Below are 17,109 nucleotides of genomic sequence, written 5' to 3'. Positions count from 1 at the left end.
ATCTTCATTGCAAGCCTTTCCATCCGTCCGCCATCGCGGCAATGCGAGGGTGGCTCGTTCCAGGCCCAAACGGAAGCGGATCAAGAAAGTTCATACAACTCCGGCTGCATCCGGCCTCGAAAGCCAGCATGCGCATTGTGCTCCACCGCATCGCAGTTACCAATCCCTTCGACCTTGTAGGCGGTCCGGGACCTTCGAAACGAAGACGGCCGTCATTGAGCATCTGCAGCAATGCCATCATGGCGCCGCGGCATATGAAGCAAAGCCGTGAAATAATCAAGACATCTTCCGTGAAGCGCGGCTTTTCACCACATTTCCCGCACAATTCGAGGTGGTCGCAACGGTGATTCGGCGCTTCAGCGCTTTGCTGTCATGCGCTCCGGCCCGGAAGTCCTGCCCATAAACCGAAACGTCATTCAAAGACGATCGCCGGCGCCGAGCGCTGGGGCTGGCCGCCGAGCTGCTGCCACACCTTGGCGGCGATGCCGCGATAGATGCCGGCGACGACGCCGTTCGGATCGGAGGCGACGAGCGGCGTGCCGGCATCGGACGTTTCGCGGATGTTCATCGTCAGCGGCACTTCACCGAGGAAGGGCACGCCGATGCGCTCGGCCTCCTTGCGGGCGCCGCCATGACCGAAAATGTCGTAGCGGGTGCCGGTGTCGGGCGCTATGAAATAGCTCATGTTTTCGACGATGCCGAGAACCGGCACCTCGACCTTGCGGAACATGTTGAGGCCCTTGCGGGCATCGATCAGGGCGAGATCCTGCGGCGTGGAAACGATGACGGCGCCGGCAAGCGGCACCTGCTGGGCCATCGTCAATTGCGCATCGCCGGTGCCGGGCGGCATGTCGACGACGAGAACGTCGAGCTCGCCCCATGCCACTTCTCGCAGCATCTGCATCAGGGCAGACTGGACCATCGGCCCGCGCCAGATCATCGCCGTCTCCTCGTCGACGAGGAAACCCATCGACATGACCTTGAGGCCGTAATTCTCCATCGGATTGATGATACGGCCATCGATCTGCGTCGGGCGGCCGGAGATCTTCAAGAGCCGCGGCATCGACGGGCCGTAAATATCGGCATCGAGAATGCCGACCCGGAGACCGTTGGCGAGCAGGCCGAGCGCCAGGTTGACGGCGGTGGTGGACTTGCCGACACCGCCCTTGCCGGAGGCGACGGCAATGATGGCGCCGATACCGGGGACTCCGATCTTGCCGGCGCGGGGCGGCTGTTGCTGCGGCGCATGCGCGTGGCTCCCATGATCATGACCGGCATGACCGTGGGGCGGGTTCGGCGCCGGGCGGGCAGCGGGCGCCGCGGCGGCCGCCTTCTTGTCCGCCGTCAGCGTGACGAGCGCACCCTTGACACCCGGCATCTCCTTGATGACGCGCTCCGCGGCGAGCCGCATCGGCTCCAGCTCCTTGGCGCGTTCGGCCGGAACGGTGATGGAAAAATAGACCTTGCCGTCGGAGATGAAGACATCGGAGACCATGCCGAGCGAGACGATGTCGTGTTCGAGATCCGGTCCGCGCACGGTCTTCAGCGTTTCGAGAACCTGTTCCTTGGTGACGTCGGTCATTCCACCCTCATTGCTTTTTCTCGCAGACTACGGCGCCACGCGTCTTTCGAGGCGCGCACATGATTTTAGCCTCGGCCGATTCCGACCAAGGCATGAAATCATGCGGTAGAGATAGTGGAGCCGCACGTCTTCGCCAAACAAAATCATCGGGAGGAAAATCAATTTGCCGGCTGCGAAAAACGCCGGCGGGGACCCCGCGAATCCGCTGCGGCCATCAAGTCCGCCGGGCTTCTCGCCCTGATGGCCGCAACGGTCTCTCTCCCCAGAACCGGCGCAATGCGGGGCGAATTAGCGCAAGCCGAAAAAAAGGCCAGTGAAAAGTGACCGGGAAGAGGAAATCGTAAACAGCTGCCCAAGAAGCGGTGCCAAAAGGCAACAACCGCCACCGACGCCGAAGGCCGGGAGAGAAGCGGCGTCGGCGTCGGGCAGCGGTGTGTCGGCCGCGCCATTTCCTGGCGCTGGTCATCAAAGTCCCCTCTGGACCTCTGGCAAAGCAGATGCAGAAAGCGTGCCAGATGAAAAAATCGGGAAAAGCGCCGAGAAACGCCGCGGCAACATCCCGGTTCTGCCTAAGCGCTGAGCGGACGGCCACGGCGCGCCACCATCTTTGCGACTTATTTGATCAGACCGATCCGCAGTGCCTTGGCGACCGCCTGGGTGCGGTTGACCGTGTCGAGCTTCTTGGTGGCGCGGTTGAGGTAATGATTGACCGTATGCTCCGACAGCGCGAGGATTTCGGCAATCTCGGCGCTGGTCTTACCGGCCGCCGTCCAGTTGAGGCAGTCGATCTCTCGGTCGGTCAGCGAATCCGTCATGCGCGTATCGAGGTTGCGGATTTCGGCAAGCCTGTCAAAGACATGGATGGCGATATAACAAAGCTCGCGCATTTCGGCGGCGCTGAAGGGTTCGCGGTCGCCGGAGAAGGAGACGGCACCGCGCAGGCCGGAGGCCTCGTGGGTTGGGAAATAGGCGCCGCGTATCATCCTGAAACGCTCGAACAACCCCGTGACCAGGACGGACTTGCCGTCGTCCCGCGCCCAGGCCTCCCGCGACATGTCGTAAAAGAAAGGCCGCGTCGATGTTCTAAGCCGCCTCAAAACCGGGCTGTTCACCATCAGCGCTTCCTGGTCGTAGAGCGCCAGAAGCTCGGCCGGCCAACTGGTGATGACGGTGTTGGCCTGCAGGTCGAGAGAGGTGATCGGCGGCAGGTTGAGAACCATGAAGGCGCGACTGCGATAGGCTTCCGTGACGCGTTTCAAGAAACGGAAAATATCGAACTGCGTCTTCAGGCCGGCGATTTCGTTGATATAATCGTCTTCTTCCGTGGAGGTTTGCGACAAGGGTACCATCACAGTTTTCATCTTCGGCGCCGCGGCCGGTTCGGTTGCATCGAGGCGTGACGAGCGTGAATTGGATTACGTGGAAGCGGTCTCGGCAGACAGGCTTCAGCCAATGCGTGGTTGTAGATTCGCGGGTCATTCCACTTGGCGTGATTCGCCCGCAAATCTCAATATTTCGCTCATCATAAGCATGCTTAGCGAGCCGTCCAGCAAAGGTGGTAGCGATACCGTCACCGGCGCGGGCCGAGGCGGACGCGCATGCCCTCCATAATCCTCGCAGCCGCCAGCTGTACGGGAACGGCCCACTGACGCAGAAGTTCCATCGAGAGCCGGTAGGCCGGGCCCGTGACCGAAATGCCGCCGATGAAGGTGCGATCCTCCGACCAGACGGGCGCGGCGACGCAGCGGATGCCGGCCTCGTGCTCCTCGAGGTCGAAAGCATAGCCCTGTTCGGCAATCTCGCGGATTTCGGCGGCAAGCGTCTCGGGCGAAGCATGTGTCGAGGCGGTAAAGCTGGTGAAGTTCAGGCCGGCGAGGAGATCGGCAAGAGTTTCGGGCGGAAGCAGCGAAAGAGCGGCCTTGCCGACGCCGGTGCAGTAGCAGGGCGAGGCGTTGCCGATCTGCGAATACATGCGCACCGGCTGACGGCCTTCGACCTTGTCGAGATAGATGATCGACTGTCCCCGGAGAACGCCGAGATGCACCGTCTCGCCGGTCGCCTGCTGGAGTTCGCTCAGGTGCGGTTCGGCAACCAGACGGAATTCGTTGCGCGCCCAGCTGCGCGCGGCGAAATCGAGCAGGCGCAGGCCCGGCGCATAACAGCCGTCACCATCGAGCTCCAGCAACCCCTCCTCCACCAGGTGGCTGAGCTGGCGATGCAGCGTGCCGCGCGGCTGGCCGGCGAGCGTCAGGATATCGGTGAAGCGTAGTGGCGTATCCGCATGGGTGACGAGATCGAGGAGAACCATCAATTTGCCGAGGGTGCCGGTCTCGCGGGCCTGGGCCATGCCGTCGCTTGAAGTCATTGTCTATGTGCCATCGAATCGATCCGCGCCGGCAAGCGTGCGCCCTTGACAGGAAGACCAGCATAATCCGATAATTCCACATAGTCAAATTAAGTTCCGAATAATGGAACATCCGGGAGGGAGGAAACGGTGAGCGCAGTGGCAGCACAATTTCCCGAGTTCAAAGATCGCGCCGTGCTCGTGACCGGCGGCGGATCGGGCATCGGTGCCGCGATCGTCGAAGGTTTTGCACGCCAGGGCGCTAAGGTCTCCTTCATCGACATTGCCGAGACGGCCGGCAGCGAACTCGCGGAAAGACTGTCGCGGGAAACGGCGCATCCGGTGCTGTTCTACTATGCCGATCTGCGCGACATCGAGGCGATCCGGCGCACGGTCGATGTCGTCGTTCAGACATCCGGGCCGATCCGCGTGCTTGTCAACAATGCAGCGTGGGATGACCGCCACGAATTCGACGCGGTGACCGAGGCCTATTGGGACAACAATCAGGCGGTCAATCTGCGGCATGTGTTCTTCACCTCGCAGGCGGTGGCGCCGTCGATGCGGGCAGCCGGCGGCGGCGCGATCGTGAATATGTCATCGATCGCCTTCAAGCTGAACATGGGCGGCTTTCCTTCCTATGCGGCGGCGAAGGCGGCGGTCGTCGGACTGACGAAGAGCATGGCCGGCCGGCTCGGGCCGGAAAATATCCGGGTGAACTGCATTTTGCCCGGCATGGTCGTCACCGAACGGCAGATGCAGCTGTGGCTCACCGAGGAAAGCATCGCCCGCTCGGTCGAGCAGCAATGCCTGAAATTCCCGCTCAAGGCGGATGCCATCGTCGGTCCCTGCCTGTTTCTTGCATCCGACTGCGCGGCTGCGATGACCGCTCAGTCCCTGATCGTCGATGGAGGCGTTTTGTAATGGCTAATCCCGCTTACGTCGCGGTGGACTGGGGCACCAGCAGTTTCCGGCTCTGGCTGATCGACAGGGACGGCGGCATCCTTGCCGAACGCCGCAGCGGCGAAGGCATGACGAGCGCGGCCAAGATCGGCTTTTCCCAGGTGCTGTCGGGCCATCTCACCGCTGTCGAAGCGCCGCAAGGTCTGCCTGTCATCGTTTGCGGCATGGCCGGCGCAAGGCAGGGCTGGGTCGAAGCCGGCTATATCGACGTGCCCGCGCCGCTCGCCTCGATCCTCACCGCGGCGGTCCGCGTGCCGGGTGAAAGCCGTGACATCCGCATCCTGCCGGGCCTTGCCCAGCGGGATGTGGCGAGGCCCGATGTCATGCGCGGCGAGGAGACCCAGCTTCTCGGCGCGCTCGGCCGCGCGAACTCCGCGGCGCAGGCAGTCTGCATGCCCGGCACGCATTCGAAATGGGTGCATGTCGCGGACGGCAAGGTCGCCGGCTTTTCGACTTTCATGACCGGCGAACTTTTCGACGTGATCAGCAAAAACACGATCCTGTCGCATGCCGTGGCAGGTGCCGAACAACAGCCGGCGGATGCGGCTGCCTTCGAAGCGGCCGTATCGGCGGCCTTTGCGCATCCCGCACTTGCCTCCAATCTGCTGTTTGCCGCCCGTTCGGGCCAGCTGCTGCACGGGATCTCCGCCGCGGCCGCGCAGGCCCAGCTCTCCGGCACGCTGATCGGCCTCGAAATTGCCGGCGCGCTGCAGGATGCCGCCAACGGCACTGGCATCACCCTCGTCGCCTCCAGACGCCTGCAGGCGCTCTATGAGCAGGCCTTCAACACCCTCTCCCTTGCCTTCACCGCCATCGACGCCGACGCGGCCGTGCGCCGCGGCCTATCGGCAGCCGCCGAAGCCATCTGGCCGAATTGAGAAAGCTGACATGATGAACCGTATCCCCTTCCCCGACATGAAGCGCCCGCTGATCGCCATCCTGCGCGGCATCCGGCCCGACGAGACCGAGAGCATCGTCGGCGCCCTGATCGAAAACGGCCTGACGGCCATCGAGATTCCGCTCAATTCGCCGGAGCCGTTCAAATCCATCGAGATCGCCGCGAAGATGGCGCCGGCCGAGGTGCTGATCGGCGCCGGTACGGTGCTGACGGTCGAGGCTGTCGACAACCTGAATGCGGCCGGCGGCAAGCTGCTGGTGACTCCGAATGTCGAACCGGACGTGATCATCCGGGCGCGCGAATATCGTATGGTGACGATGCCGGGCGTCTTTACGCCGACGGAGGCCTTAGCGGCCGCACGCGCCGGCGCCACCGGTCTCAAATTCTTCCCGGCGAGCGTGCTTGGCCCTTCCGGCATCACGGCGATCCGCGCGATCCTGCCGCCGGAACTGACGATTGCCGCCGTCGGCGGCGTGTCGGACAAGAATTTCGCCGATTACACCAGGGCCGGCATCTCAGCCTTCGGCCTCGGCACCAGCCTCTACAAGCCCGGAATGACTGCGGCAGAGGTTGCCGAGCGCGCCAAGGCGACCATTTACGCCTATGATGCAGCCATGGGAGCGTGAACGTATGACCGACATTTACGAGTTCGAAGGCAAGACCCTTTGCAACACCAATTCCGTTCTCGGCGAAGGTCCGACCTATGATCCGGACAGCGATATCGTCTGGTGGTTCAACATCCTCGGCAAAGAGCTGCACGAGCTCAGACTCGCAACAGGGGAGAAAAAGGTCCATCCGCTGCCCGTGATGGCAAGCGTGCTGGCCCGCATCGACGCCGGACGCCAGCTGATCGCGACGGAGGAAGGGCTTTTCGTGCGTGATGTGGCGAGCGGCAACCTCACCTTCTATGCGGCGCTCGAGAACGACAGGCCGGAAAACCGCTCGAATGATGGCCGCACCCATCCGTCGGGGGCGCTCTGGATTGGCACCATGAGCAAGCGAGCGGAAAACCAGGCCGGCGCCATCTACCATGTCGCCGGCGGCAAGGTGACAAAGATCTTCAACGGCATCAGCATTCCGAATTCGATCTGCTTTTCCCCGGATGGCACCATCGGCTACTACACGGATTCCCGCATCAACCGGCTGATGCGCGTCATGGTCGATCCGCAGACCGGCCTGCCCTCGGGCGAGCCGATCGTGCTCGTCGACAGCATGAACGAGCCCGGCGACATTGACGGTTCGGTGGTGGATGCCGATGGCTATATCTGGAATGCTCGCTGGGGCGCCGGCGTCGTCGATCGCTACAATCCCGATGGCTTGCGTATCTCGCGCTACAAGGTTCCCGCCGTCCAGCCCTCCTGCCCGGCCTTCATCGGCGCCAATGCCGACCGACTGGCGGTGACGACGGCCTGGGAAGGTCTTGACGAGGACGCCCGTTCGGCCCAGCCGAGCGCCGGCGCGCTTCTGGAACTCGGCATCGAGGTCAAGGGCGTGTTCGATCCCGTCTATGTGCTCTGACAGCAGTTCGGCCAATGCAAGGCGCTCCCGAGTGGGCGTCTTTTTCGTTTCCGGGGCCGTTCGCTAATAAAAGTTCCGTGATAATTGAGAAATTTTCCGTGTTTTCAACCGGAACCAATCGGCGCACCACTCATTTTCCCTTCGAACCGGCGCGGCAAGGATGATGCATTGCCGGGTCAGCGATCACTCTAGGGAAATGAAAGTAGGTTCGAAATGACACGCAAACTTTTGACGACCGTTGCCGCTGGCGCGCTGTTTGCCACGGCTTTCGCACCAGCGGCATTTTCGCAGACGGCGCCGCAGCCTGCCGATCCCGCCGCGACCAATCAGGCAGCGCCGGCCGATCCGGCTGCCCCCAAGCCCGTCACCCCTGATGTCACTAAGCCCGCGGGCGACGCTGCACAGGCTCCGGCTGCAAAACCGAGCACGGATGTAGCTCAGGGTACCTATCTGACGGAGCAGGCTCCCGACCAGATCAGCGCCAACACTTATATCGGTCAGTCGGTCTACAACGCCAACAATGAAAGCATCGGTAGCATCAACGACCTGATCATGAAGAAAGATGGCGGCATCGTTGCTGCGATCGTCGGCGTGGGCGGCTTCCTCGGCATCGGCGAAAAGGACGTCGCCGTTCCGATCGAAAAAATCACCATCGCCCAGAACACTCAGGACGGCAGTCTCAAGCTGACAACAACCGAAACCGCTGAATCGCTGAAGGCTGCGCCCGAGTTCAAGACATTGGCAATGCAGTCTGCAGAGAAGGCCCCGGCCGCAACCGGTACCGACACGACGGCAACCGGCTCGACCACGCCGAAGTAAACCGCGCGCGGTAGTACAGCGTAGGCGATGGCGCTCCTAGGGGCGCCATTGCTTTTTGCATGTTTCACGCAGTTCACCACGCAAAACCGCTGCGCACGTGCGCTGGTATTGGCTTTTTGCTTTGCGCAATCCCGGACGCAAAACCGCTGCGCACTTTTGCTGGTATTGCTTATGCGCTGACGCGCTCGGCGGGCACCATATCGTAATAGTTCTCGTGCAGGAAGCGCAGCGTGGCGATGCCATCGGCCGGGCGGCCGAAATGGTAGCCCTGGCCCATGCCGCAGCCGAGCGTGCGCAGCTTCACGGCTTCGGCATAATCCTCGATGCCTTCGGCCACGACTTCCAGTTCCAGGCCTTCGCACATGGAAAGGATCGCCTTGATGATGTGTTCGGAGGCGCGGTCGGAATTGATGCGCGAGACGAAGGCGCGGTCGATCTTGATCTTGTCGAAGATGAAGTCGCGCAGACGACCGAGGCTCGACTGGCCCGTGCCGAAGTCGTCGAGCGAGATGCGAACGCCGGCTGCACGCAGATCGGCGATGATGCGGTGGGCGGTGTCGGCCGAACCCATCACCGCCGTCTCGGTGATTTCCAGTTCCAGGCGGTGCGGATCGAAGCCGACCCGGCCGAGGATCGACAGGATGCTGCCGCTAGTGCCGGGATCCATCAGCTGCGCCGAAGAGAGATTGAACGACAGAAAGAGTTCACGCGGCCAGGACAAGGCTGCTTCAGCAGCCTTGCGAAGCAGGGCCTCCGACAGCGCGTCAATGAAACCACGCTCTTCGGCGAGCGGCACGAAGACGCCGGGCGCCACGAAACCGAGATCGGGATCGTTCCAGCGGGCGAGCGCCTCGAAGCCGACGACCTGATTGTTGGCGAGCGAGACGATCGGCTGGAAGTGAACGTCGATGGCGTCCGTGATGATGGCGTTTCTGAGCGCCTGCTCCAGCTGTGTTGCGCGCTTCATCTCCTGCGCGATTTCCCGCGAATAGACGGTGATCTGGCCGCGACCGCGGCGCTTGGAGCGATAGAGGGCGGTGTCGGCGCTCTTTAGCAGTTCTTCGCAGTCCTCGCCGGCGAAGGGGTAGATGGCAAAGCCGAAGGAGGCGGAGAGGCGGACGTTGCGGTCGCCGAGATCATAGGGCGCCGACAACACCTCGCGGATCATCTGGCCGAACTTCTCGGCGCTCGCCCGTTCGAAAATCAACGGCAGCACGAAGGCGAATTCGTCGCCGTCGTGGCGGGTGACCAGCGCCCCATCCGGAATGCAGGCCCTCAGCCGATGGGCGACCTGGCAGAGGATCTCATCGCCGGCCGAGGAGCCGAAGAGATCGTTGATCGGCTTGAAGCTGTCGAGATTGGCGATGCCGATGGTGAAAGGGGCCGGATCGCTGGCACGTTCGGCGGAGATCTGCAGGACCTTTTCGCGCATGCGATTGCGGTTTCCCAATCCGGTCAGCGGATCGGTATAGGCCATCGCTTGAAGCTCATTGTGACTCACGGCCAAGGAAGCCGTTTCCGCCGATCTCATCATCCAAGTCCGAGCTTTCCTCCGCAGCCGGGCAAAGAATGACCGGGATTTCTTAACAATTCGCTAGTAAATCAGCGGCGTCGGCAGCCTGATTCGCCCCAAAATTGGGAAATTGACGACACGCGCCGCCGGATACCGGTATCATCCGCTCGCTCGGACCCGTGCAGCGTCTTCCATCAGGTATTTCTGGAATATCGCCTCGAGCATGTCGGGGCTGACGGGTTTCATGATGACGTCGTCCATGCCTGATTTGGCGCATTCGGCGCGATCGCGCTCGAAGGCCTGCGTGAGCACGCCGATGATCGGGGTGCGGGCTGCGCCGCCGGCTTCCTCCATCTGGCGGATCAGGCGCGCGGCCTCGAAGCCGTTGAAACCCGGCAGCGAAATGTCCATCAGCACCACCTGCGGCCTGTGCTCGGCCCAAAGGCGCACGACCTCGTCGCCGGTCGCGGCGATCATATGGCGATAGCCAAGGCCCTCGAGTATCTGTGAAAACACGATCTGGTTGATATCGTTGTCCTCGGCGACGAGAACCTGCAGGCCGATCATCTCATCGGACGTGCTGATTTCCCAATCCGCATCGGCGCCGGCGCCGTTGTTGCGGCTGTTGCGATTGAAGTGGCGGGCGATCTGGAAGGTGAGCTCGTTGGCGATCTGGAAGCCGTCCATGACGAGCGCCGGGATGCCGTATTGCTCGGAAAGCTCGAGGCAGCGCATGCCCATCTGGTTGTCGATGATCAAGAGATCGAGCGAAATGCCGGAGGAGGTGGCGATTTCCAGGAATCGTTCCTCTTCATCCTCACCACGCACCGAGCAGGATTCGAAACCATATTTCGACAGCGTCCGCAGAGCGGCGGCCTCGGCGGCAAGGTCGGCGGTGACGACGAGGATCTTGCGGCCGGAGAAATTCTCCGGAACGATCGCCTCCATCGCCGCCGGCTCGCGGCGCTCCACAGCGCTCGGCACCGGCACATAGGCGCGGCGATAACTCTGATTGGCGGAGGCGGTGATCGCCGAGGCACGATCGAACTCCTCAAGATCGGCGCCGTCGCGCGGCAGGTCCTGCATGGTCGACACCAGGAAATAGCGGCCGGGCTTGCCGATGCGATGCTTGCGGCTGACGATGTCGCGCTCGATGCCCTCGCGGGAGATCTGCCGCTGGCGGGAGATCGACATCTCGCCGGTTTCCAGCACGTGACGATCGCTTTCTTCGAAGCGCTTGGCGATCTCAGGTGAGAAGAGATCGCCGCTCTTGCGCCCGAGCACCTCGTCGGCGCTCCTCTGATATTTCTCACAAAAGGCGAGGTTCACCGCAACATAGGTGAGGTTGCGATCCTTGACGAAAAGCGGGAACGGCAGATTATCGAGAATGTCTTCGGTGAGCTGCACCCGCTCCAGGTCCGAGCGCCACTGCGCCTCGCGCTTCTTGTCCTCGGAGATATCGGAAACGACGGTGACGCCGTAACCGCTCGGCAGCCTGCGCTTGACGAAGCGGACCCAGCTGTCGGCGCCATGTCGCTCGACGGATTCGAAGCGCTCGCGCCAATGCGAGGCGATTTTCTGCGACAGCCAGTCCTCGCGGGTCAGCGAGCCGCTCTGCCTGATATCATATTGCTGGCGAACGCCGGTATCGTAGATCGCGCCCAGGAAATCGCGCAGCCGGATGCCCGGCTTCAGCATCTCGGGCGGCAAGGGGAAGAATTCGAGAATCTGGCGGCTTGCGAAGATCAGATGATCGTTCTTGTCGTAGATGATGAACGCTGCCGAAAGGCTGTCGCACACCGCATCGAAGAGCGCCGTCTGCAGATCTGCCCCGGCGAGCGTCCCGTCGGTCTCTGATGATGTGTCCGCCTTTTCGAAGCCGGCACTCATTCCATTTCGTCCCACATCTGTTTGATTTCGCGGCTTCTGGAGGTGTGTGATTAAAAATGCCATTTTTCTGTTAAAACCGGCTTAACACTACCGATCCCCGAATGCGGGGGAGCCGCGGATCACAGTTCCACCAAGCGATCGGAAACCCCTTCCCTCCCGCCCGCGAATCCTCGAAAATAGCTCATGGCCATCAGACAGCTTTCCGAAACGCTCATCAACCAGATCGCCGCCGGCGAAGTCATCGAACGGCCGGCGAGCGCTGCCAAGGAATTGATCGAGAACGCGCTGGATGCCGGAGCGACGCGCATCGAGATCGCCACGGCAGGCGGCGGCAAGGCGCTGCTGCGGGTCAGCGATAACGGCTGCGGCATGGACGCGGCCGATCTGGAACTGGCGATCAGGCGCCACTGCACCTCGAAGATCGCCGAAACGCTCGAGGATATTAGAACGCTCGGCTTCCGCGGCGAGGCACTGCCTTCGATCGGGTCCGTGGCGAGGCTCAGCATCGCAAGCCGCAAGCGCGACAGCGCCGGCGGCCACGAGATCGCCATTGCAGGCGGCAAGGTCTTGCATCTGAGGCCGGCCGCCGCCAATCCCGGCACGATCGTCGAAGTCCGCGACCTGTTCTTCGCCACGCCGGCGCGGCTCAAATTCCTGAAGACGGAAAAGGCCGAGGCGGGTGCGATTACCGAGATCGTCAAACGCATGGCGATCGCTTTTCCCGCCGTGCGCTTCGTGCTGTCCGGCTCCGACCGTGCGACGCTCGAATTTCCGGCAACGGGCGACGATCATCTGGCGCGCATGGCGCAGGTGCTCGGCAAAGACTTCAGCGACAACGCCATTGCGCTCGACGCCGTACGCGAGGAAATCACGCTCACCGGCTTTGCCGGCGTGCCGACCTTCAATCGCGGCAACTCCGCCCATCAATATGCCTTCGTCAACGGCCGCCCGGTGCAGGACAAGCTGATCCTCTCGGCGATCCGCGGCGCCTATGCCGAGACGATCCCGTCCGGGCGCTATCCGGTGGCGGTGCTGTCGATCGCTCTCGATCCGGCCCTCGTCGACGTCAACGTGCATCCGGCCAAATCCGACGTGCGGTTCCGCGATCCAGGCCTGGTGCGCGGCCTGATCGTCGGCGCCATTCGCGAGGCGCTCGCGCGCGACGGCAGCCGGGCGGCAACGACCAGCGCGAGCGATATGCTGCGCGCCTTCCGCCCCGGTTTCCAGCCCTTTGCCCAACGCTCGCAGGCGCCATGGTCGGCGGAGACCTCGCCCTCCCGCCCCTATCAGCCAGCAACGGGTTTCAGCGAACGATCCCAAGCCGCTTTCGACGGACTTTCGATGCCGACAGCGCGGGCCGAGACGCAGTCTTCGCCACAGCCTACTGCGCCTGAACCGGCCGGGCGTTATCCGCTCGGCGCGGCACGGGCGCAGATCCACGCCAATTATATCGTCGCCCAGACCGAGGACGGGCTCGTCATCGTTGACCAGCATGCGGCGCATGAGCGGCTGGTGTTCGAGGCGATGCGCAAGGCGCTGCATTCGAAGCGGTTGGCCTCGCAGGTGCTGCTGATCCCCGAGATCGTCGACATTCCGGAAGAGGATTGCGACCGGCTGATGCAACATGCGGCAGAGTTTGCCGAGCTCGGTCTGGCGATCGAGCGCTTCGGTCCCGGGGCGATCGCGGTGCGCGAAACGCCGGCCATGCTCGGCGAGGTCGACGTCCATGGCCTGATCCGCCAGCTCGCCGACGAGATTGCCGAATGGGATACGGCGTCGGGCCTGTCGGCCAAGCTCGAATATGTGGCGGCGACCATGGCCTGCCATGGATCGGTTCGCTCCGGCCGGCGGCTGCGGCCGGAGGAAATGAACGCGCTGCTGAGGGAAATGGAAGTGACGCCCGGCTCCGGCCAGTGCAATCACGGCCGGCCGACCTATATCGAATTGAAGCTCAGCGACATTGAGCGGCTTTTCGGCAGAAGCTGAAAAAGCTGGCAAAGCCGCCTTTGCGGGAGTATGGCAGACGGATGACAAGTTGCAGGGAACGGAGCGCATGAATTTGTTCGAAGGGCACGGAAACCGCGAGGCGAAGATCCGTTATCTCGACGGCGATTTCCAGATTCTCTCGCCCGGCTCCTATGTCGTCTGTGCGATGACCGGAAAAAACATCCCGCTCGACGAACTGCGCTACTGGAGCGTCGCCCGCCAGGAGCCCTATGCCGACGTTATTTCTGCAATCGAAGCCGACAAACGTGCCGGCATGCTGCCGAACCAGCGGCGTTAGCTCTTAACTTTCATTTCCCTTAAACGCCGCTCGCGACAGGCGACGATCGCCCGGTCGATTATCAGGCTCGCGGCGAGATGATCCTCGAAGACCATGTCGACTTCGATCACCCGGCATTTTTTCGCCAGTTGCTCCGCCTTGCCGTGATGGCCGGAGAGACGAACGAAATCCTTTGACGTGGTGACAATCAGGAGATCCTGGCGTTCGGCGGTCGTCAGGATGTCGGCGATCTCCTCCTCGGTCAGATGCTCGTGGTCGCCGAAGCTCTTGGCGAGGGCTATTTCGGCGCCGCGCGATTCGACGGTGCGGAAGAATTTGGCGGGATCGGCGATGCCAGCGAAGGCGAGCACCTTGATGCCGGCAAGCCGGTCGTCGCCGCGCACCTTCAGCGATGCGGTGAAATAGGGCTTTGCCGCGCGTGCCGCCATGCGAACGATCGCGTCGGCAGCATTGCCGCCGCCGACCTTCAGCAGCGCCGTCGCCGAACGCAGCTGCTGGCGGATCGGCGCACGGACCGGGCCGGCCGGCACGATATGGCCATTACCAAGGCCGCGCGTCGCGTCGATGACGAGCAGCGCATAGTCGATCGCCAGCCGGGCGCTCTGAAAACCATCATCCATGATGATGAGATCGGCGCCTTCCGCCACCAGACGCCGAGCACCGTCGACGCGCCGGCGGGAAATCACCGTCAGCGCCTCCTGGGCGAGCAACAGCGGTTCATCGCCGACGGCGACCGCCCGGTGATGATGGGGATCGACCACGGTCGTCACATCGAGCGAGCCGCCGTAACCTCTGCTGAGAAAGCCGGGTTTCAGGCCTTTCGCCTTGGCGGCGCGGGCGAGCGTCAACGCCGTCGGCGTCTTGCCGGCGCCGCCGACTGTGAAATTGCCGACGCAGATAACGGGAACGGAAACCGAGGCGCGGCGCGCATGGGCCATGCGATGGCCGGCGACACGGCCGTAGACAAAGGAAAGCGGCGCCAGCAGCCAGGCCCGCCAATCGGCTTTCCTCCACCAGAACGGCGGCGCTTCTGAAATCATTTTGCCGTCCGCTCCCCGCCGGCTAGAGAATTTCGTCTTCCCGGCCGGATTGAGAGATTAAAATCGATGAAAATGCAAGCCTTTACCGATCAGGCCGGCTGCAGATCAGGCAGCAGCGTCTCAAGGGCGGTGATATTGTCGAGCACATGATCGGCAGCCGCAGCAAGTGAATCGCGCGAGCCGGTTCCCGTCAACACGGCGATCCTCAGACCCGCGCCGGCATTTATGCCCATGTGCAGATCGTGATTGTTGTCGCCGACCATGGCGACCTCTTCAGGCAGAAGACCGGTCGCAGCGCAGAAGCCGAGCACCATGCCCGGCTCCGGCTTGACGCCGAAGCCGCTGTCGTAGCCGGCGATATAATCCACATAGTGGGCGAAACCGAAGCGCTCCGCCGTCTGGCGGATGGAGCGCTCATTGTCGCTGGAGGCGACACCGAGCTTGAAACCGCGCCGATGCAGCCTTGCGAAGAAGCCTGCAAGGTCGGTCACCGGCACGGAAAATTCAGCGGCGCCGGAAAAGAGGTCGTCGAGACGGATCGTCAATTCGTCGATGTCGACCATCGACCCGGCGGCGACGAGTCCCTCGGCGATCTGCCTTGTATTGCCGGCGGCGAGCAGGCTGTCGGGGACGATATGGCCGCTCACCGGATCCATGCCGCAGGCGGTCAGCAGCCGGTCGGCCAAAAGCGGGTCGCCCTCAGCGGCGATGCGGGCAAGCTCGCGATTGACCGGCAGCCAGCTCTCATCATAGTCGAGCAGCGTGCCGTCCTTGTCGAAGAGGATGCCTTTGATATGCGCCGGGCCGGACATCGCGTCTCCTCAAACCTGGGCTGCGGTCCTGGGCAGCAAACGCGCCTTGACCGTCAGCGGATTGATATAGGGTTCGAGCCCCTTCACCGTCGCCGACAGTGCGCCGCGCATCTCGTGCACGGTGGCGACGCCGGCCTCGATCATGTTACGGCGGGCTTCATCGTTGGTCAGCAGGTAATGCACGCCCTTGGCCAGCATTTCGGTATCGCGCACCATTCGGGCGCTGCCGCTGCGGGCGAGCTTCTGATAGGCCTGGCGGAAATTCTGCACATTGCCGCCGGAGAGGATGGCGCAGCCGAGCATGGCAGGCTCCAGCGGGTTCTGACCACCCTCGGCAAAGAGCGAGCGGCCGACGAAGGCGATTTCGGTCAGACGGAGATAAAGCCCCATTTCCCCGATCGTATCGCCGAGAAAGATATCGACATCGGCTGAGAGGACATCGTCGCGGGTCCGGCGGGCGACTTTCAGCCCCTGCTTGACGAGCGCCGCCTCGATCTCGTCGCTGCGCTCGGGATGGCGGGGCACGATGATCGTCAATTGACGATCGCGCTCCTTCAGGGCGCGATGGACGATGCCGGCGGCATTTTCCTCGCCGTCAAAGGTGGAGATCGCCGCCCAGGTCTTGCGATCGCCGATCTGCTTCTTGTAGCGGGCGAAGACAGCGCTGTCATAAGGCGGCGCATCGGTATCGACCTTCAGATTGCCCGAGGTTATGACGGGAACGGCACCGAGATCGCGAAACCGCTCGGCATCGACATCGGATTGGGCGATGACGAGAGCGAGGTTCTCGAACAAGGCCTCAGCAATCGACGGGCGGCCGCGCCAACGGGCAAAGGAGCGGTCCGACATGCGGGCATTGACCAGGATTTGCGGAATGCGGCGACGGCCGAGTTCCAGCACCGTCGCCGGCCAGATTTCGGATTCGGCGATGATCGCGCAATCGGGCTGCCAATAATCGAGGAAGCGGCTGACGGATGGCTTCAAATCCAGCGGCACATATTGATGGATCGCCTCCTGGCCGAGGCGCTCGGCGGCGAGCCTGGCGGAGGTGATGGTGCCGGTGGTCAGGATGACATGAATGTCGCGGCGGCGAATTTCGCGGATCAGCGGTATGACCGCATTGGTTTCGCCGACACTTGCGGCGTGGAACCAGACGAGCGGGCCCTGGGGCCGATTGGCGCTCGGATAGCCGAAGCGTTCCAGGCGGCGCGCACGGTCTTCCTTGCCCTTGGCCGTGCGGTAGGTCAGATAGAGGCCGACGACCGGGGAAGCCACGGTCCCCGCCAGACGGTATGTGCTCAGACCGAGCCGCGCCATCCGGGAGCTCATCGCGCCAGCCTCCGACCCAAGACGATCGACATCAAACCCATTCCCTTATTATCGTTGCGGCCGGAATGGCCGATCAATTTGTTCAGAATGCGTCAAACGATCCGGATCGACGGGCGCCCG

Annotated in this window: 15 protein-coding genes; 7 read left to right on the top strand and 8 right to left on the bottom strand. The window is 62.8% G+C overall.

Going from position 1 to position 17,109, the window contains the following annotated elements; translation table 11 throughout:
• Positions 1-412: 412 nt before the first annotated feature.
• The 3 genes from FHT70_RS16405 to FHT70_RS16395 all read right to left on the bottom strand — a co-directional run bounded on the left by FHT70_RS16405 (position 413) and on the right by FHT70_RS16395 (position 3,947).
• Positions 413-1,582, bottom strand: a complete 1,170-nt coding sequence (locus FHT70_RS16405; RefSeq protein WP_183702996.1) for an Mrp/NBP35 family ATP-binding protein — start codon at positions 1,580-1,582, stop codon at positions 413-415.
• A 614-nt stretch (positions 1,583-2,196) separates the two neighbouring features.
• Entirely contained in the window at positions 2,197-2,931 is a 735-nt protein-coding gene (locus FHT70_RS16400; RefSeq protein WP_183703084.1) for a LuxR family transcriptional regulator, read from the bottom strand.
• Between the two features lie 221 nt (positions 2,932-3,152).
• Entirely contained in the window at positions 3,153-3,947 is a 795-nt protein-coding gene (locus FHT70_RS16395; protein WP_183702993.1) for an IclR family transcriptional regulator, read from the bottom strand.
• Between the two features lie 129 nt (positions 3,948-4,076).
• Between FHT70_RS16395 and FHT70_RS16390 the strand changes: the two genes are divergently transcribed.
• From FHT70_RS16390 to FHT70_RS16370, 5 genes are all read left to right on the top strand, one after another.
• Positions 4,077-4,847: an SDR family oxidoreductase gene (locus FHT70_RS16390; RefSeq protein WP_183702991.1), complete on the top strand. Its 771-nt coding sequence runs from the start codon at positions 4,077-4,079 to the stop codon at positions 4,845-4,847.
• The gene (locus FHT70_RS16385) at positions 4,847-5,764 is read left to right on the top strand and encodes a 2-dehydro-3-deoxygalactonokinase (protein WP_183702989.1); all 918 of its coding nucleotides are present in this window, start codon (positions 4,847-4,849) and stop codon (positions 5,762-5,764) included. The genes FHT70_RS16390 and FHT70_RS16385 overlap by 1 nt, the downstream gene beginning before the upstream one ends.
• Before the next feature lie 13 nt (positions 5,765-5,777).
• Positions 5,778-6,410: a 2-dehydro-3-deoxy-6-phosphogalactonate aldolase gene (locus FHT70_RS16380; RefSeq protein ID WP_183703082.1), complete on the top strand. Its 633-nt coding sequence runs from the start codon at positions 5,778-5,780 to the stop codon at positions 6,408-6,410.
• 4 nt (positions 6,411-6,414) lie between these two features.
• A complete protein-coding gene (locus FHT70_RS16375; RefSeq protein ID WP_183702987.1) occupies positions 6,415-7,302 on the top strand; it encodes an SMP-30/gluconolactonase/LRE family protein in 888 nt (295 codons plus the stop codon).
• Between the two features lie 213 nt (positions 7,303-7,515).
• Positions 7,516-8,121 (top strand): PRC-barrel domain-containing protein, encoded by a 606-nt coding sequence (locus tag FHT70_RS16370; protein WP_183702985.1) that lies wholly within the window; start codon positions 7,516-7,518, stop codon positions 8,119-8,121.
• Positions 8,122-8,290: 169 nt separating this feature from the next.
• Here the strand turns inward: FHT70_RS16370 and FHT70_RS16365 are convergent, their stop codons facing one another.
• The gene (locus FHT70_RS16365) at positions 8,291-9,655 is read right to left on the bottom strand and encodes an EAL domain-containing protein (RefSeq protein ID WP_183702983.1); all 1,365 of its coding nucleotides are present in this window, start codon (positions 9,653-9,655) and stop codon (positions 8,291-8,293) included.
• Between the two features lie 138 nt (positions 9,656-9,793).
• Positions 9,794-11,524 (bottom strand): response regulator, encoded by a 1,731-nt coding sequence (locus FHT70_RS16360; protein WP_183702981.1) that lies wholly within the window; start codon positions 11,522-11,524, stop codon positions 9,794-9,796.
• 183 nt (positions 11,525-11,707) lie between these two features.
• On the opposite strand from FHT70_RS16360, the gene mutL reads away from it, so the two are divergent.
• The gene (gene mutL, locus FHT70_RS16355) at positions 11,708-13,510 is read left to right on the top strand and encodes a DNA mismatch repair endonuclease MutL (protein ID WP_183702979.1); all 1,803 of its coding nucleotides are present in this window, start codon (positions 11,708-11,710) and stop codon (positions 13,508-13,510) included.
• Between the two features lie 67 nt (positions 13,511-13,577).
• Positions 13,578-13,808 (top strand): DUF2093 domain-containing protein, encoded by a 231-nt coding sequence (locus FHT70_RS16350; protein ID WP_011424196.1) that lies wholly within the window; start codon positions 13,578-13,580, stop codon positions 13,806-13,808.
• Here FHT70_RS16350 and lpxK read toward each other — a convergent pair.
• The 3 genes from lpxK to waaA all read right to left on the bottom strand — a co-directional run bounded on the left by lpxK (position 13,805) and on the right by waaA (position 16,989).
• Positions 13,805-14,848 (bottom strand): tetraacyldisaccharide 4'-kinase, encoded by a 1,044-nt coding sequence (gene lpxK / locus FHT70_RS16345; protein WP_183702975.1) that lies wholly within the window; start codon positions 14,846-14,848, stop codon positions 13,805-13,807. The two genes, FHT70_RS16350 and lpxK, sit on opposite strands and share 4 nt — an antisense overlap.
• A gap of 89 nt (positions 14,849-14,937) precedes the next feature.
• On the bottom strand, positions 14,938-15,660 hold the full coding sequence (locus FHT70_RS16340) for an HAD family hydrolase (RefSeq protein WP_183702972.1): 723 nt from the start codon (positions 15,658-15,660) through the stop codon (positions 14,938-14,940).
• Between the two features lie 9 nt (positions 15,661-15,669).
• Positions 15,670-16,989 (bottom strand): lipid IV(A) 3-deoxy-D-manno-octulosonic acid transferase, encoded by a 1,320-nt coding sequence (gene waaA / locus FHT70_RS16335; protein WP_183702969.1) that lies wholly within the window; start codon positions 16,987-16,989, stop codon positions 15,670-15,672.
• Positions 16,990-17,109: the final 120 nt, after the last annotated feature.

It is taken from the genome of Rhizobium sp. BK049 (genome assembly GCF_014193135.1).
Lineage (GTDB): Bacteria > Pseudomonadota > Alphaproteobacteria > Rhizobiales > Rhizobiaceae > Rhizobium.
The sequence above is the reverse complement of the archived record's forward strand: the minus strand, read 5'-3'. Positions and strand labels throughout refer to the sequence as shown.

What these genes read in the sequence shown, in the direction of transcription:
- FHT70_RS16405 (WP_183702996.1), bottom strand. Translation starts at nt 1,582, where the DNA reads ATGACCGACGTCACCAAGGAACAGGTTCTCGAAACGCTGAAGACCGTG.
- FHT70_RS16400 (WP_183703084.1), bottom strand. Translation starts at nt 2,931, where the DNA reads ATGGTACCCTTGTCGCAAACCTCCACGGAAGAAGACGATTATATCAAC.
- FHT70_RS16395 (WP_183702993.1), bottom strand. Translation starts at nt 3,947, where the DNA reads ATGACTTCAAGCGACGGCATGGCCCAGGCCCGCGAGACCGGCACCCTC.
- FHT70_RS16385 (WP_183702989.1), top strand. Translation starts at nt 4,847, where the DNA reads ATGGCTAATCCCGCTTACGTCGCGGTGGACTGGGGCACCAGCAGTTTC.
- FHT70_RS16380 (WP_183703082.1), top strand. Translation starts at nt 5,778, where the DNA reads ATGAACCGTATCCCCTTCCCCGACATGAAGCGCCCGCTGATCGCCATC.
- FHT70_RS16375 (WP_183702987.1), top strand. Translation starts at nt 6,415, where the DNA reads ATGACCGACATTTACGAGTTCGAAGGCAAGACCCTTTGCAACACCAAT.
- FHT70_RS16370 (WP_183702985.1), top strand. Translation starts at nt 7,516, where the DNA reads ATGACACGCAAACTTTTGACGACCGTTGCCGCTGGCGCGCTGTTTGCC.
- FHT70_RS16365 (WP_183702983.1), bottom strand. Translation starts at nt 9,655, where the DNA reads ATGATGAGATCGGCGGAAACGGCTTCCTTGGCCGTGAGTCACAATGAG.
- FHT70_RS16360 (WP_183702981.1), bottom strand. Translation starts at nt 11,524, where the DNA reads ATGAGTGCCGGCTTCGAAAAGGCGGACACATCATCAGAGACCGACGGG.
- mutL (WP_183702979.1), top strand. Translation starts at nt 11,708, where the DNA reads ATGGCCATCAGACAGCTTTCCGAAACGCTCATCAACCAGATCGCCGCC.
- FHT70_RS16350 (WP_011424196.1), top strand. Translation starts at nt 13,578, where the DNA reads ATGAATTTGTTCGAAGGGCACGGAAACCGCGAGGCGAAGATCCGTTAT.
- lpxK (WP_183702975.1), bottom strand. Translation starts at nt 14,848, where the DNA reads ATGATTTCAGAAGCGCCGCCGTTCTGGTGGAGGAAAGCCGATTGGCGG.
- FHT70_RS16340 (WP_183702972.1), bottom strand. Translation starts at nt 15,660, where the DNA reads ATGTCCGGCCCGGCGCATATCAAAGGCATCCTCTTCGACAAGGACGGC.
- waaA (WP_183702969.1), bottom strand. Translation starts at nt 16,989, where the DNA reads ATGAGCTCCCGGATGGCGCGGCTCGGTCTGAGCACATACCGTCTGGCG.